The sequence below is a fragment of the Aeromonas sp. TW 6 genome, from assembly GCF_013168745.1.
GTDB lineage: Bacteria > Pseudomonadota > Gammaproteobacteria > Enterobacterales > Aeromonadaceae > Aeromonas > Aeromonas caviae.
In genome coordinates, this window is sequence record NZ_JABERS010000001.1 from 154,478 (window position 1) to 168,946 (window position 14,469).

The window sequence follows — 14,469 nt, forward strand, 5'->3', positions numbered from 1 at the left end:
CAAGATTACTTCTTGGAGGTCAAGCCACCGAAACGCTTGTTGAACTTGTCTACGCGGCCGCCGCTAGAAACTTCTTTCTGCTTGCCGGTGTAGAACGGGTGGCACTCGGAGCACACGTCCAGGTTCAGATCTTTACCGATGGTAGAGAAGGTGTTGATGACGTTACCGCAAGAGCACTTGGCGGTGATGGCTACGTAGTCAGGATGGATACCAGCTTTCATGGACAACCTCAATTATCAGGCCGTGTCGCCATCCGATCTCTTGTCGGACACCACACGATTGTTGAACACAGTTTCAAAGGCTGCGAATAATATAGGAAACGCCTGAGATCAGGCAAGTGGCTTCGCAGAAAAAATAGGCAACCCCTGGTGAATTCTTCCCAAACGCTGGATCTGGTTCGTGTGGCTGTGCCGGTGCCGTTGCGCCGTCATTTCGACTATCTCTCTCCCCTGCCCTTGCCTGCCCCCGGTTGCCGGGTCGAGATCCCGTTCGGCCCGCAGACCCTGGTCGGTCTGGTGGTGGATCACCCGACCGAGAGCCTGGTCCCCCGCAACAAATTAAAGCCCTTGAAGAGGGTGCTCGACAGCGCCCCCGTGCTGGGGCCCGACATTCTGGCGCTGATGGCCTGGAGCGCCGGTTACTACCAGCACCCGCTGGGGGAGGTACTGCCCCACGCCCTGCCGGTGCTGGTGCGCAAGGGGGAGCACGCCGCCTATCGGGAGCTGGAGTTCTGGTTTGCCACCGATGCGGGCATGGCCATCGACCTCAACGAGCTCAAGCGGGCGGCCAAGCAGCAGCAGGCCCTCGCCTTGCTGCGCAAGGGGCCGCAGACCCCCTCCGCCCTCAAACAGGAGGAGATCCAGAGCGCAGCCCTCACCGCGCTGGAGAAGAAGGGGCTGTTGGAGAAGCGTTCGCTCGAGCCGAGCCATGATGGCGACTGGGCCACCCGCTTCGAGCCGGGTGAGGGGCTGCGCCTCAACGGCGAGCAGGCGCTGGCGGTGGCCGCCGTCACCAGCCAGAGCAACAAGTTCGGTGCCTTCCTGCTGGACGGCATCACGGGCTCCGGCAAGACCGAGGTTTACCTCAGCATCCTCGAGCCCCTGCTCAAGGCGGGCAAGCAGGCGCTGGTGATGGTGCCGGAAATCGGCCTCACCCCCCAGACCATCAACCGCTTTCGCCGCCGCTTCAACGTGCCCGTGGTGGCAATGAACTCCGCCATGAACGACAGGGAACGGCTCGATGCCTGGCTCGCCTGCCGCGACGGTGGTGCCGCCATTCTGATCGGCACCCGATCCGCGGTGTTCACGCCGTTCAAGGACCTCGGCATCATTATCATCGACGAGGAGCACGACGGCTCCTTCAAGCAACAGGACGGCTTTCGCTACCACGCGCGAGATCTGGCGGTGATGCGGGCCCATCGCGCCGGCATTCCCATCCTGCTTGGATCTGCCACCCCGTCGCTGGAGACGCTGCACAACGCCCGTAGCGGCAAGTATCACCACCTCACTCTCACTCGCCGCGCCGGCAACGCCCAGACCGCTCGCCAGGTGATCCTCGACATCAAGAACGTGCGGCTGCAGGCGGGGCTCTCCCCCCAGCTGGAACAGCTGATGGCCGAGCATCTGGCAGCGGGCAACCAGGTAATGCTGTTTCTCAACCGCCGCGGCTATGCGCCGGCACTCATCTGCCACCAGTGCGGCTGGAGTGCCGCCTGCGAGCGCTGTGACGCCTGGTACACCTGGCACCAGGCCGGGCGACGGCTGCACTGCCACCACTGCGACAGCGTGCGCCCTCTGCCCCATCACTGCCCAGAGTGCGGCAGCAGCGAGTTGATCGGATCCGGGGTCGGCACAGAGCAGCTGGAGCAGCTGCTTGGCACCGTTTTTCCCCAATATCCGGTGGTGCGCATCGACCGGGACAACACCCGCCGCAAGGGGGAGCTGGAGACGCACCTCGGCGACATCAAGGCGGGCAAGTACAAGATCCTGATCGGCACCCAGATGCTGGCCAAGGGCCACCACTTCCCCGACGTGACGCTAGTGGGCCTGCTGGACGTGGATGGCGCCCTGTTCAGCGCCGATTTTCGCGCCGCCGAGAAGCTGGCCCAGCTCTACACCCAGGTGGCGGGCCGGGCTGGTCGCGCCAGCAAACCGGGGCTGGTGGTGCTGCAGAGCCACCATCCCGAACACGCTCTGCTGCAGGATCTGACCCAGAACGGCTATGGCCACTTCGCCGACACGGCGCTGAAAGAGCGCCGCCTGCTGGGGCTGCCACCGTTCAGCCATCAGGGACTGTTCCGGGCCGAGGCCAACGGCCGCGACGAGGTACAGCTGTTCCTCAGTCGTCTCGCCGATACCCTGCGCAGCGCCCGCTATCCCCAGGTGCAGGTGCTGGGGCCCATCAGCGGCTTCATGGAGCGCAAGGCGGGCAAGTTTCGCATGCAGCTGCTGGTGCAGGGGCCCAGCCGGGCACCGCTGGCCCAGCTGCTCGACTGGGCGGTGAAGGAGCTGGAGGGGTGGCCCGAGACCAAGCGGGTGCGCTGGAGTCTGGATATCGACCCCACGGAACTGAACTAGCGCGGCTCTGCCAGCACGGCCTCCGCCAACACCCTGGCCTGTTCCAGAGCCAGAGGCTGCTGATAGCTGTGGGCCATCACCACGGCCCCTTCCAGCAGCAGGCATAACCCGGTGGCCTGCACCTCGGTGCATTCGAGGGCCTCCCTGACCCAGTTCAGCAACGCACGCTTGTGGGCCACCACCAGCTTGCGCACCGGGTGGCGAGGATCGGAGAACTCGGCGCTCGCGTTGATGAAGTTGCAGCCGTAGAAGTCGCGGCGGCCAAACCAGTCTGCAAAGCCATCGAGCAGCGCCAGCAACCTGGCCTCCCGCCCCGACACCCCATCCATCCTGGCATCGAGCAGGGCAAAGAACTCCGCATCCCGTGCCATCAGCACGGCTTCGATCAAGGCATCCTTGGTGGGGAAGTGGCGATAGAGGGTGCGTTTGGTACTGCCCGCCTCGGCCCAGATGCGATCGATGCCGGTGGCGTGAAAGCCGTGACGATTGAACAGCCGATAGGCTGTCGTCATCAGCTGTTGCCGTTTTTCGCTCATGGTGAATTTCCTCTTGAAGTACACCGATCTGTCTACCTAATGTCGCAGGCTGGATCAAGTGATCCGGCACAGACAAGGAGACAGGAGATGGAAACAAGACGATGGCGAAGTGCCTGGCTGGCAGGGCTCGGTGCCTGCCTGGCCATAATGTTGCTCGGCTGGCTGGACATGAGCTGGCAGTCAACCCTGTTGATGGCACCGTTCGGGGCAAGCTGTGTGCTGCTCTTCTCACTGCCGGACAGTCCGCTGGCCCGTCCGCAGAACGTGCTGGGAGGCCACCTGTTATCGGCCACCGTGGGTTTGGTGGTGCAATTGCTCCCGCTACCGATGGAACTCAAGCTGGCGCTGGGTGTGGGCCTGTCCATTGCACTCATGCAGGGACTGGGGCTGATCCACCCCCCCGCCGGAGCCAATCCACTGTTGATCCTGCTCACCACCCAGTCCTGGCCTTTCCTCTGGCAAACAGTGCTGCCCGGCGCCTTGCTGCTGATCATGGTGAGTCATTGCGCCAAGCGGCTGCAAACGTCACGGCTCACACCCACATAAACAACGAGGGGGCCAAGGCCCCCTCGTTGTTTAATAGCAAGGCAAAGATGGCTTATTCGGCGACCTGGGAGACCCCGGTCAGGCGCACCTCGACCCGGCGATCCGGGGCCAGGCAGGCGATCATCTGCGCCTTGGCGCCATCAGGGCAGCTGCCCCCGGTCACGGGCGAAGACTCTCCCCGCCCTTCGGCACGCACCTTGTCGGCAAACAATCCCTTGGCGATGAGATAATCCGCCACCGTGCGGGCACGCTGTTCGGAGAGGGACTGGTTGTAGGCCTCCGAGCCGATGCGGTCGGTATGACCGATCACCGTCGCCACCCCGTCTTTCGGATTGGCCGCCAGGATCTGGGCAAACAGGTTGTCGAGGGCCTGGCTGGCGGCTGGCTTCAGGGTCGCCTTGTTGAACTCGAACAGCACATCGGAATCCAGGCTGAACTGTTTCTCCACCAGCACGGGGGCCGGGGCGGGCGCAGGTTCGGGCGCAGGCGTTGGTGCCACCGGCTCGTCGCCGATCTGGCCGAAGCGATAGAGCATGCCGACCGACAGCAGGCCGTTGTCCATCTCGATGCCTGACTCGTCGAGGGAAGTCTTGCCAAGGGGGGTGGTGTACTGGTATTCGAGGCGGGCGGCCCAATCCTTGTCGATGGCGTATTCGACCCCCAGCGCCCCGACAAAGGCGGCACCATGATATTTGTTGCCCTCATGGGATTCGGAGAGGCTGCTGGTGCCATCGCTGGCCCTGACGTTGAGTGAGCTCTCGGTCCAGGCATAGGCCCCCCCGAGACGGCCGTAGATATCCAGTGCCGAGGTTGCAGGCAGGATGATCTTCATGGTGGCCTGCACCATCTGGGCCTTGGCCTCGCCATCGAGTGCGAAATCAACCCCGTTGCCCGAGTAGTGCTTGTCCACCTGATACTTGCCGAGCCAGTCATAGCCGAGCTCAATCGCCACGTTTCTGTTTACCTGATAACCGGCAAACAGCCCCAGACCGAGATCATCGCTGTTCTCGTTCACCTTGGTCGCATCGAACAGCTCTTCGACCTGAGCGTTGTAATCCACCCCGTAATAATTTGACCAGCCGGCCTTGCCGCCGACATACCAGGTGTTGTCCTGGGCGGCAGCCTGCACCGTCCCTGTTGCCATCAAAGCGCCGATCAGGACGGCGAGCATAGATCTGTTCATGGATGAGCCCCTGCAATGAATTGTTATGACGCGGCTGCGTCTCTCTTCCCTGACGGGGCCCTGAACCCAAGCCCCGCATTCAGATTATCCCATCTGCAACCAGCCTCAAACGACCAGGGACTCAGGAGTGTGATATTGGCGACATTATCGGCCACCGTGCCCCCAATCATGGGGGCCGGCGCGTTGCCCATAAAAAAACGAAGAGCCGGGCTCTTCGTTTTTCATCTGGCAAGGGGATGGCTCCCCGCTCACTGACTGCCCTGGCTCGCCAGGAACAGGCGGTAGGCGGGATCCTCGCTCACCTCTTTCCAGCCGTAGCCAATCTCGTGCAGGTAGTCGTGGAAAGCCGCCACGTCCTCGTCCGGCAGCTCGAAGGCGCAGAGCACCCGTCCGTAGTCGGCGCCGTGGTTGCGGTAGTGGAACAGGCTGATGTTCCAGCGACAGCCCAGGGTCTCGAGGAAGCGCATCAGGGCCCCCGGCTGCTCCGGGAACTTGAAGCTGTAGAGGCGTTCACCGAGGGGCCGGGCCGGGCGGCCGCCAATCATGTAGCGCACGTGGTTCTTGGCCAGCTCGCTCTCGGTCATGTTGACCACCGGATAACCGTTGCCGCCGAGTTGATCGATGATCTGGCCCAGCTCCTCGTCACCGCCGGTGAGGCGCACCGAGACGAACAGCGACGCCTGCTCGGCATCGGCGTAGCGGTAGTTGAACTCGGTCACCATGCGGGGCCCCAGCTGACGGCAGAAGTCGAGGAAGGCCCCCTTGCGCTCGGGGATGGTCACCGCCAGCATGCCCTCGCGCTTCTCGCCGATCTCGCAGCGCTCCGACACGTAACGCAGGCTGTGGAAGTTGACGTTGGCGCCGGACAGAATGGCCGCCATCCGCCCCCCTTTCACCTGCTCTCGCTCGCTGTAGGCCTTGAGGCCCGCCAGGGACAAGGCCCCTGACGGCTCGGCGATGGCGCGGCAGTCATCGAAGATGTCTTTCAGGGCGGCGCAGATCTGGTCGTTGGAGACGGTCACCACCTCGTCCAGATACTGGTTGCACAGCCGGAAGGTCTCCTCGCCGATGCGCTTGACCGCCACCCCGTCCGCAAACAGGGAGACCCGGTCCAGATTGACCGGCTCGCCAGCCGCCAGCGCCGCCTTGAGGCAGGCGGACCCCTCCGCCTCCACCCCGATCACCTTCACATCCGGCAGCAGCTGCTTGATGTAGACCGCCACCCCGGCGGCCAGGCCGCCGCCGCCCACCGGCACGAAGACGTGGGTGAGGTGGGTATCCTGCTCCAGCAGCTCCTTGCCGATGGTGCCCTGGCCCGCGATCACCTCGACGTCGTCGAACGGCGGGATCAGGGTGTAGCCCTCCAACTCGGCGAGTCGGCGGCTCTCGCCGTAGGCCTCATCGAAGCTGTTGCCAAACAGCATGACGTTGCCGCCCTGACGGCGCACCGCGTCGATCTTGATGTCCGGCGTGGTCTTGGGCATCACGATGATCGCCTTGATGCCGAGCTTGGCGGCCGACAGGGCGACCCCCTGGGCGTGGTTGCCGGCAGAGGCGGCGATGACGCCGCGTTCTTTCTGCTCCTGGGTCAGGGTGGCGATCTTGTGGTAGGCGCCGCGCAGCTTGAAGGAGTGAACCGGTTGCAAATCCTCCCGCTTCAGGCTGACGTGATTGCCGAGCCGCTCGGAGAGTTTCTTCAGGGTTTGCAAAGGGGTGACCCTCGCCGCCTCGTAGACGGGGGAGAGCAGTACCTTGCGTAGATAATCCGCCGCAGAGACCATGGTTTATACCCCCGTCTCGTGGCGAAGGGCGCGCAATGCGCCCATATCATGACAGTTCATTCTCTCACTCCCCCAGCAGGGTGCGATCGCGCACCGCGCCCTTGTCGGCGCTGGTGGCGAACATGGCGTAGGCGCGCAGGGCAAAGGAGACCTCGCGCTGACGATCGACCGGCTTCCAGCCACGGGCAGAGACGGCGGCGCGACGAGCAGCCAGCACGCTGTCTGCCACCTCCAGCACCATGCTGCGGGCTGGGATGTCGATGTTGATGATGTCGCCATCCTCCACCAGACCGATAGTGCCACCGGAGGCCGCCTCCGGGGAGACATGACCGATGGAGAGACCCGAGGTACCGCCGGAGAAGCGACCGTCGGTGATGAGGGCACACGCCTTGCCCAATCCCATGGACTTGAGATAGGTGGTGGGATAGAGCATCTCCTGCATGCCGGGGCCCCCTTTCGGGCCCTCGTAGCGGATCACCACCACTTCACCGGCTTTCACCGTGCCGTCCAGAATGCCGCTCACCGCGCTCTCCTGGCTCTCGAATACCCGGGCCGGGCCGCGGAAGGTGAGGTTCTCCTCGTCCACCCCGGCGGTCTTGACGATGGCCCCGTTGAGGGCGAGGTTGCCAGCGAGGACCGCCAGGCCACCTTCCTGGCTGTAGGCGTGATCGAAGGAGCGGATGCACCCCTCGGCGCGGTCCAGATCCAGCTCGGGCCAGCGGCAATCCTGACTGAACGCCTTGGTGGTACGGATGCCGGCAGGGCCTGCACGGTAGAAGTCGTGAACCCCCTTGTCATTGCTGCGGCTGACGTCATATTCGGCCAGCAGCTCCACCAGGGAAGTGCCCAGCACGTTGCGGGTATCCCCGTGCACCAGGCCCGCTTTTTCCAGCTGACCCAGGATGGCAACCACGCCGCCGGCGCGGTGCACGTCTTCCATGTGGTACTTCTGGGTGGAAGGCGCCACCTTGCACAGCTGGGGCACCTTGCGGGACATGCGGTCGATGTCGGACATGGTGAAGTCGACGCCCGCCTCCTGGGCTGCCGCCAGCAGGTGCAGCACGGTATTGGTGGAGCCGCCCATGGCGATGTCGAGCGCCATGGCGTTCTCGAACGCCGCCTTGGTGGCGATGTTGCGCGGCAGTGCCGAGGCATCGTCCTGCTCATACCAGCGCTTGGCCAGAGTGACGATGCGCTGGCCCGCCAGCTTGAACAGCTGCTCGCGATCGGCGTGGGTCGCCAGCAGGGAGCCGTTGCCCGGCTGGGAGAGACCCAGTGCCTCGGTCAGGCAGTTCATGGAGTTGGCGGTGAACATGCCGGAGCAGGAGCCGCAGGTGGGGCAGGCGCTGCGCTCGATCTGGTCGCTCTGGGCGTCGGAGACCTTGGGGTCGGCACCCTGGATCATGGCGTCCACCAGATCCAGCTTGATGATCTGGTCGGAAAGCTTGGTCTTGCCCGCTTCCATGGGTCCGCCGGAGACGAAGATCACCGGGATGTTGATGCGCAGGGCAGCCATCAGCATCCCCGGGGTGATCTTGTCGCAGTTGGAGATGCAGACCATGGCGTCGGCGCAGTGGGCGTTGACCATGTACTCCACCGAGTCGGCGATGAGCTCCCGGGACGGCAGGGAATAGAGCATGCCACCGTGGCCCATGGCGATGCCGTCATCCACGGCGATGGTGTTGAACTCCTTCGCGACCCCGCCAGCCGCCTCGATTTCGCGGGCGACCAGCTGGCCCAGATCCTTGAGGTGGACGTGGCCCGGCACGAACTGGGTGAAAGAGTTGACCACGGCGATGATGGGCTTGCCGAAATCCTGATCGGTCATGCCGGTGGCACGCCAGAGGGCGCGGGCCCCGGCCATGTTACGTCCGTGGGTGGTGGTGGCGGATCTCAACTTCGGCATTGTCTCTACTCCCTGAATGCCCCTGGGGCGCATTGTCTTTCAACATGAATGTGTGATTCGCGGATCGGTAATCGATCCTGGTGAAGGCACCTCGGGGAGCCTTCACCGGAAGCGACTCGGGGAGGCGTGACGCCTCCCCGCTCTCATCAGTCGTTGACCGGCGTCAGCCAGCCCCACTTGTCTTCGGTCTTGCCGTTGAACAGGCCGAAGAAGGCGTTCTGCAACTGCTCGGTCACCGGGCCACGGCAACCGGCGCCCACCTTCATCCGATCCACCGAGCGCACCGGGGTCACCTCGGCCGCCGTGCCGGTCATGAAGATTTCGTCTGCGACGTACAGCGCTTCACGGGGCAGCGCCTGCTCGCGTACCTCGTAACCCAAGTCGCGCGCCAGCGTCATGATGGTGTCGCGGGTGATGCCGGGCAGGATGGCGGCGGTGGCGGGCGGGGTGAACAGCACGCCGTTCTTCACCAGAAACAGGTTCTCCCCCGCCCCTTCGCTCAGATAGCCGTTCACATCCAGCGCCAGCCCCTCGGCGAAGCCGTTGCGCTTGGCCTCGCGGCTGATGAGCTGGGAAGAGAGATAGTTGCCCCCCGCCTTGGCACCGGTCGGGATGGTGTTGGGAGCGAGCCGGTTCCAGGAGGTGACGCACACATCCACCCCGTTTTTCAGCCCCTCTTCTCCGAGGTAGGCGCCCCAGGGCAGGGCCGCGACCATGAGGTCGGCCTTGGCATCCAGCGGCGGATGCAGCCCCAGCCCCACGTTGCCGACAAAGGCCAGCGGGCGCAGGTAGCCGCTCTTCAGGCCGTTCTCGCGCACCACGGTGCGGCAGGCTTCATTCACTTCGGTCTCGCTGTAGGGGACGTCCATCCAGTAGATCTTGGCGGAGTCGAACAGGCGTCGGGTGTGCTCCTGCAGGCGAAAGATGCAGGTCCCCTTGGGAGTGTCATAGGCCCGCACCCCCTCGAACACCGAGGAGCCGTAGTGCAGGGCATGGCTCATGACATGCACCTGGGCATCCTGCCAGGGGACCAGCTTGCCGTTGAACCAGATGTATTGGGGGTGGGCGGCGGATTGGGAAGGCTGTGACATTGGCTTGGCTCCTTAAGCTCTGATCCGGGGTTGCTGTTCCAGTGCATCGACCCGGGAGACATCCACCAGCTTGACCAGCTGGCACCACAACTGCTGGATGGGACGTACCGATTCGACAGTAACCGTGATCCGCAGCTGTTGGCAATCCTGCTCCATGTTGAGGGCGCAGAGATTGAAACCGCGGTGACGGACCACCCGCAGCACCCGTTCCATCACTTCGGGTCTGGGTTGGGCATGGATTTCCAGGGTGCTGGTATTGAGCTGGTTCATGGGCGTTGCTCCATCATCTTGTGGTTGGCGACTCCTGGCGGAACCAGGGGCCAGACATTTTCTTCCTCTGAAATAGCCACATGCAGCAGATAGGCACTCTCGCTCGCCAGCAGGCGATCCAGTGCCGGACCTATCTCTTCCTTGCATGTGATGGTCTCGCCGGGAATGCCGAAGGCGGCAGCCAGGGCGACGAAATCGGGGTTGTCGGACAGATTGGTCTCGCTGTAGCGACCGTCGAAGAACAGCTCCTGCCATTGGCGCACCATGCCGAGGCGCTGGTTGTCCAGCAGCACCATCTTCACCTTTAGCCGGGCCCGGCGGATGGTGCCGAGCTCCTGCACGTTCATCATGAAGGAGCCGTCCCCGCTCACCAGCACCACCTCGTCATCGGGGCGCGACATCTTGGCGCCGATGGCGGCGGGCAGGCCGAAGCCCATGGTGCCGAGGCCGGCACTGGAGAGGTGGTTGCGCGGGCTGGTGAAACGCATGTGCTGGGCCACCCACATCTGGTGCTGACCCACGTCGCAGGCCACCACGCTGGTGTCAGGCAGCTGGCTTGAAAGCTCTTTGAGCAGAGCCGGGGCGTAGATGGCCTGACCCGGATGGTCGTAGCGGAAGGCGTATTCCCGAGCCATGGTGGCGCAGTGCTCGCGCCAGGGGTCGAGGGTCAGCGTCATCGCCAGGGCGGGCAGCACACGCTTGAGATCCGTGGTGATCCCCACATCGGCGGCGCGGCGCTTGCCGAACTCGGCGGCGTCCACATCCAGGTGGATCACCTTCGCCTCGGGGGCAAATTCCTCCAGCTTGCCGGTCACCCGATCATCGAAACGGGCGCCTACCACCACCAGCAGATCGCACTGCTGTACCGCCAGGTTGGCGGCCTTGGTACCGTGCATGCCGAGCATGCCCAGATAAACGGGGCTGTCGGGGTCGAGGGCACCTATCCCCTTGAGGGTGGTGACCGCCGGCATCCCCGTGGTGGCGGCAAAGTCGCGCAGCTGCTGCTCGGCATTGGCCATGCCCACCCCACCACCGACGTAGAGTACCGGACGCTCGGCACCGGCCAGCAGGGTGCGGGCGGCCGTCAGCTCGGCCTGATTCAGGGGCTCGGGTTCCTCCACGGCAAACAGCGGGCTTTGAGAAGGAACGGCGGCCAGCTGCACATCCTTGGGCAGGTCGATGAGCACGGGACCCGGACGCCCTTCGGTGGCGATGGCGAAGGCTTCGGCAATGACCCGTCCCAGATCCGCCGGGTCCGTCACCATGAAGGAGTGCTTGGTGCAGGAAAGGGACATGCCGAGCACGTCCACTTCCTGAAAGGCATCGGTACCGACGGCGGCGCAGGGCACCTGGCCGCTGATGGCCACCAGCGGTACCGAATCGAGCAGTGCCTCCGCGAGGCCGGTGACCAGGTTGGTGGCGCCGGGGCCAGAGGTAGCGATGCAGACCCCCACCTGACCGGAAGCGCGGGCATAACCCACCGCAGCCATGGCGGCACCCTGCTCGTGGCGGCAGAGCTGATGGGCCAGGCCACCGTCATACAGGGCGTCGTAGACCGGCATGATGGCTCCGCCCGGGTAACCAAACACCTGGGTCACACCCTGTTTCTTGAGAGCCTGTACCAAAAACTGCGCGCCGTTCATGTGGAAAATCCTGTCCTTTGGTCGAAAAAAAACCCCCGGGCCGTGAGGCTCGGGGGTCGCTTGTTTCGTTCTGTCCGGTGGTGGGTCTATCCCTTGTTCCGTGCAGCCAAACGAGCCCCGAGCGGTGAGATAATAATCACCACTAGGACCACAATAATGCTGACGAAACGGGAGGCCATGTTCATAGTTACAACCGGAAATCCTGTGAAATGGGAGCGGAGCTTGCCGCGAATGGCTATTAGAACTAGCACGGTGATTTTTATTGGGCAAGCACTTTTTACCTGACAAGACTCTGATTTTAACTGCTCTGAAACCTGACAACTGGAACAAAAAACTAATAAAAAACGATTAACCAGCATATACATCAAACCAAGGACGGTATTTATGTCATTAGCTGTTGTTTATAGCCGTGCCAGCCTGGGGATAGCGGCGCCGCAAGTCACGGTGGAGGTGCACCTCTCCAACGGCCTGCCCGCCTTCAACATGGTGGGGTTGCCGGAAACCTCGGTGAAAGAGTCGCGGGATCGGGTGCGCAGCGCCCTGCTCAACGGCAATTTCGAATTTCCGGCCAAGCACATCACGGTCAACCTGGCCCCTGCGGATCTGCCCAAAGAGGGGGGCCGCTTCGACCTGGCCATCGCCATCGGCATTCTCGCCGCATCCAAGCAGATACCCGCAAAATACCTGCTCGATCACGAATTTTTAGGGGAATTGGCCCTGACGGGCGAGATCCGCCCCGTGCTTGGGGTGCTCCCCTCGGTGCTCGCCTGCCGCGACGCAGGGCGCACCCTGCTGGTCCCACGGGAGAACGGTCCGGAGGCTTCCCTCATACAGGATGCCGAGGTGCGCACCGCCCACCAGCTGCTGGCGGTCACCGCCTGGCTGGCGGGCCAGTACGAACTGCCGCTGCCGGAACCCCAGAGCGCGGAGACCCTGCCCGACGTGCCGGATCTGCAGGATGTGATCGGTCAGTCCCAGGCGAAGCGGGCGCTGGAGATCGCCGCAGCTGGCAGCCACAACCTGCTGTTCATCGGCCCCCCCGGCACCGGCAAGAGCATGTTGGCCAGCCGTCTGCCCGGCATTCTGCCACCGCTGAGCGAACAGGAGGCGCAGCAGACCGCCGCCATCCACTCCATCGGCGGCCTCACCCCCCGCGCAGGCCACTGGCACCACAGGCCGTATCGCACGCCCCATCACAGCGCCTCGGCAGTGGCGCTGGTGGGCGGGGGTACCCATCCCAGGCCTGGCGAAATTTCCCTCGCCCACAACGGGGTCCTGTTTCTGGATGAACTGCCGGAGTTCGAGCGCAAGGTGCTCGACTCCCTTCGCGAGCCGCTGGAAACCGGGCACATCACCATCAGTCGTGCCGCCCGCCAGGTGGATTTTCCCGCCCGCTTCCAACTGGTGGGTGCCATGAATCCCAGCCCCTGCGGCCATTATGGCGACGGCCAGACCCGCTCCAGCCCGGATCAGATCCTGCGCTATCTGGGCAAGCTCTCCGGCCCCTTTCTCGACAGGTTCGATCTGACGGTAGAGGTCCCGCTCTTGCCCAGGGGGAGCCTGACCGGCAAGGCGGAGCGGGGGGAGTCGAGCCAGCAGATACGCGAACGGGTGCTGGGGGCGCGAGAGCGCATGCTGAGTCGCAGCGGAAAACTCAACAATCTGCTGGATAGTCGTGAAATCGAAGATGTTTGCAGATTATCGCCACAGGATGCTGAGTTTCTGGAGGGTGCAATCCAGAAGCTGGGGCTCAGCATCCGGGCCTGGCACCGCATCCTGCGGGTATCGCGCACCATCGCCGATCTGGCGGGACACGCCACCATCGAGAGAGCGCATCTGATCGAAGCCCTGGGCTATCGTGCCATGGACAGGCTGTTGTCACGGCTGCGCGGGGGCCAGTGAGCGGGGGAACGGCAGCAGACACCTCCCGACCCGGAAAGGGCGCCACCATGGTCTAGTCGTGGGCCGGCTGATATTATGGCAACAGATCTGACCACTTGGTTGCCATCCACCGATACGAAGACGGATTCCACCATGCCCAACAAGCTGATAGAGCGACTGCGCGGCAGCCTCTCGACCCTGCTATATTTCATCAACACCCTGTTCTGGTTTGTCCCCGTCCTGCTGCTTGGCCTCATCAAGCTGCTGCAGCCCTTCCAGGGGGCGCGACGTCTCTGCAACACCCTCCTGGACGGCTGTGCCACCCACTGGATAGGTTTTAACAATCTGATCCAGAAAACCATCATCAACACCCCTTTCGATGTGGTCGGAGTGGACAAAGGGCGCCGGAATGAGTGGTATATGGTGATTGCCAACCATCAATCCTGGGTCGACATACTGGTACTGCAGCGGATTTTTAATCAAAAAATCCCCTTCCTGAAGTTTTTCCTCAAGAAAGAACTGATTTGGGTACCTTTTCTCGGCCTGGCCTGGTGGGCGCTGGATTTCCCCTTCATGCGGCGATATTCGCGCAAGTTGCTGGAAAAGAAGCCGCATCTGAAGGGAAAAGACATAGAGACCACGCGCCAGGCCTGTGCCAAGTTCCGCCATATGCCGGTGAGTGTGATGAACTTCGTGGAAGGGACCCGCTTCACCGTCGGCAAGCACGACAAGCAAGGGGCACCCTATCGTCATCTGCTGCACCCGAGAGCAGGGGGCATCGCCTTCACCCTGGCGGCCATGGGGGATCAACTGCACAAGCTGGTGGATGTGACCATCGCCTATCCCGGCGGCGTCCCCAGCTACTGGGACTTCATGTGCGGTCGGGTCAAGGAGATCAAGGTTCGGGTCCGCTTTCTGCCGATCGAACGCAATCTGGTGGGGGATTACTTCAATGACCCCGAGTTCCAACAAGAGTTTCAACAGTGGTTGAACGGGATCTGGCACGAGAAGGACCAGACCCTGGATAAGCTGCTGGCGGACAAGACGCAGTAAGAC

12 protein-coding genes are annotated in these 14,469 nt (G+C 63.3%); 4 read left to right on the top strand and 8 right to left on the bottom strand.

Annotation, left to right across the window (positions count from 1 at the left end; all coding sequences use genetic code 11):
• Nucleotides 1-5: 5 nt before the first annotated feature.
• Nucleotides 6-221, bottom strand: a complete 216-nt coding sequence (gene rpmE, locus HKD46_RS00720) for a 50S ribosomal protein L31 (RefSeq protein ID WP_010676078.1) — start codon at nt 219-221, stop codon at nt 6-8.
• A gap of 147 nt (nt 222-368) precedes the next feature.
• Here rpmE and priA point away from each other — a divergent pair, with 147 nt between their 5' ends.
• Nucleotides 369-2,576, top strand: a complete 2,208-nt coding sequence (gene priA, locus HKD46_RS00725) for a primosomal protein N' (RefSeq protein WP_171864747.1) — start codon at nt 369-371, stop codon at nt 2,574-2,576.
• On the opposite strand, the gene HKD46_RS00730 is transcribed toward priA, so the two are convergent.
• A complete protein-coding gene (locus HKD46_RS00730) occupies nt 2,573-3,112 on the bottom strand; it encodes a TetR/AcrR family transcriptional regulator (protein ID WP_052815780.1) in 540 nt (179 codons plus the stop codon). The two genes, priA and HKD46_RS00730, sit on opposite strands and share 4 nt — an antisense overlap.
• A 150-nt stretch (nt 3,113-3,262) precedes the next feature.
• On the opposite strand from HKD46_RS00730, the gene HKD46_RS00735 reads away from it, so the two are divergent.
• Nucleotides 3,263-3,658, top strand: coding sequence for an HPP family protein (locus tag HKD46_RS00735; RefSeq protein WP_171864758.1), 396 nt, complete (start codon nt 3,263-3,265; stop codon nt 3,656-3,658).
• A 52-nt stretch (nt 3,659-3,710) separates the two neighbouring features.
• On the opposite strand, the gene ompA is transcribed toward HKD46_RS00735, so the two are convergent.
• The 6 genes from ompA to ilvG all read right to left on the bottom strand — a co-directional run bounded on the left by ompA (nt 3,711) and on the right by ilvG (nt 11,532).
• The gene (gene ompA, locus HKD46_RS00740; protein ID WP_041211986.1) at nt 3,711-4,841 is read right to left on the bottom strand and encodes a porin OmpA; all 1,131 of its coding nucleotides are present in this window, start codon (nt 4,839-4,841) and stop codon (nt 3,711-3,713) included.
• 248 nt (nt 4,842-5,089) lie between these two features.
• Nucleotides 5,090-6,622, bottom strand: a complete 1,533-nt coding sequence (gene ilvA / locus HKD46_RS00745; protein WP_010676083.1) for a threonine ammonia-lyase, biosynthetic — start codon at nt 6,620-6,622, stop codon at nt 5,090-5,092.
• Between the two features lie 64 nt (nt 6,623-6,686).
• On the bottom strand, nt 6,687-8,528 hold the full coding sequence (gene ilvD / locus HKD46_RS00750; protein WP_052815779.1) for a dihydroxy-acid dehydratase: 1,842 nt from the start codon (nt 8,526-8,528) through the stop codon (nt 6,687-6,689).
• Between the two features lie 146 nt (nt 8,529-8,674).
• Nucleotides 8,675-9,619 carry a branched-chain amino acid transaminase gene (locus tag HKD46_RS00755; RefSeq protein ID WP_052815778.1) on the bottom strand — a complete coding sequence of 315 codons (945 nt, stop codon included), beginning with the start codon at nt 9,617-9,619 and terminating at the stop codon, nt 8,675-8,677.
• Between the two features lie 12 nt (nt 9,620-9,631).
• Nucleotides 9,632-9,889 carry an acetolactate synthase 2 small subunit gene (gene ilvM, locus HKD46_RS00760; RefSeq protein WP_052815777.1) on the bottom strand — a complete coding sequence of 86 codons (258 nt, stop codon included), beginning with the start codon at nt 9,887-9,889 and terminating at the stop codon, nt 9,632-9,634.
• Nucleotides 9,886-11,532, bottom strand: coding sequence for an acetolactate synthase 2 catalytic subunit (ilvG, locus tag HKD46_RS00765; protein WP_052815776.1), 1,647 nt, complete (start codon nt 11,530-11,532; stop codon nt 9,886-9,888). Before ilvG ends, ilvM begins: the two co-directional genes overlap by 4 nt.
• Nucleotides 11,533-11,916: 384 nt before the next feature.
• On the opposite strand from ilvG, the gene HKD46_RS00770 reads away from it, so the two are divergent.
• Together HKD46_RS00770 and HKD46_RS00775 are read left to right on the top strand one after the other, a co-directional pair.
• Nucleotides 11,917-13,434 (top strand): YifB family Mg chelatase-like AAA ATPase, encoded by a 1,518-nt coding sequence (locus tag HKD46_RS00770; protein WP_052815775.1) that lies wholly within the window; start codon nt 11,917-11,919, stop codon nt 13,432-13,434.
• Between the two features lie 132 nt (nt 13,435-13,566).
• A complete protein-coding gene (locus tag HKD46_RS00775; protein WP_171864748.1) occupies nt 13,567-14,466 on the top strand; it encodes an acyltransferase in 900 nt (299 codons plus the stop codon).
• The last annotated feature ends 3 nt before the right edge of the window (nt 14,467-14,469 follow it).

Excerpts from the sequence above, each read along its gene's own strand:
- rpmE (WP_010676078.1), bottom strand. The coding sequence starts at position 221 with ATGAAAGCTGGTATCCATCCTGACTACGTAGCCATCACCGCCAAGTGC.
- HKD46_RS00730 (WP_052815780.1), bottom strand. The coding sequence starts at position 3,112 with ATGAGCGAAAAACGGCAACAGCTGATGACGACAGCCTATCGGCTGTTC.
- ompA (WP_041211986.1), bottom strand. The coding sequence starts at position 4,841 with ATGAACAGATCTATGCTCGCCGTCCTGATCGGCGCTTTGATGGCAACA.
- ilvA (WP_010676083.1), bottom strand. The coding sequence starts at position 6,622 with ATGGTCTCTGCGGCGGATTATCTACGCAAGGTACTGCTCTCCCCCGTC.
- ilvD (WP_052815779.1), bottom strand. The coding sequence starts at position 8,528 with ATGCCGAAGTTGAGATCCGCCACCACCACCCACGGACGTAACATGGCC.
- HKD46_RS00755 (WP_052815778.1), bottom strand. The coding sequence starts at position 9,619 with ATGTCACAGCCTTCCCAATCCGCCGCCCACCCCCAATACATCTGGTTC.
- ilvM (WP_052815777.1), bottom strand. The coding sequence starts at position 9,889 with ATGAACCAGCTCAATACCAGCACCCTGGAAATCCATGCCCAACCCAGA.
- ilvG (WP_052815776.1), bottom strand. The coding sequence starts at position 11,532 with ATGAACGGCGCGCAGTTTTTGGTACAGGCTCTCAAGAAACAGGGTGTG.
- HKD46_RS00770 (WP_052815775.1), top strand. The coding sequence starts at position 11,917 with ATGTCATTAGCTGTTGTTTATAGCCGTGCCAGCCTGGGGATAGCGGCG.
- HKD46_RS00775 (WP_171864748.1), top strand. The coding sequence starts at position 13,567 with ATGCCCAACAAGCTGATAGAGCGACTGCGCGGCAGCCTCTCGACCCTG.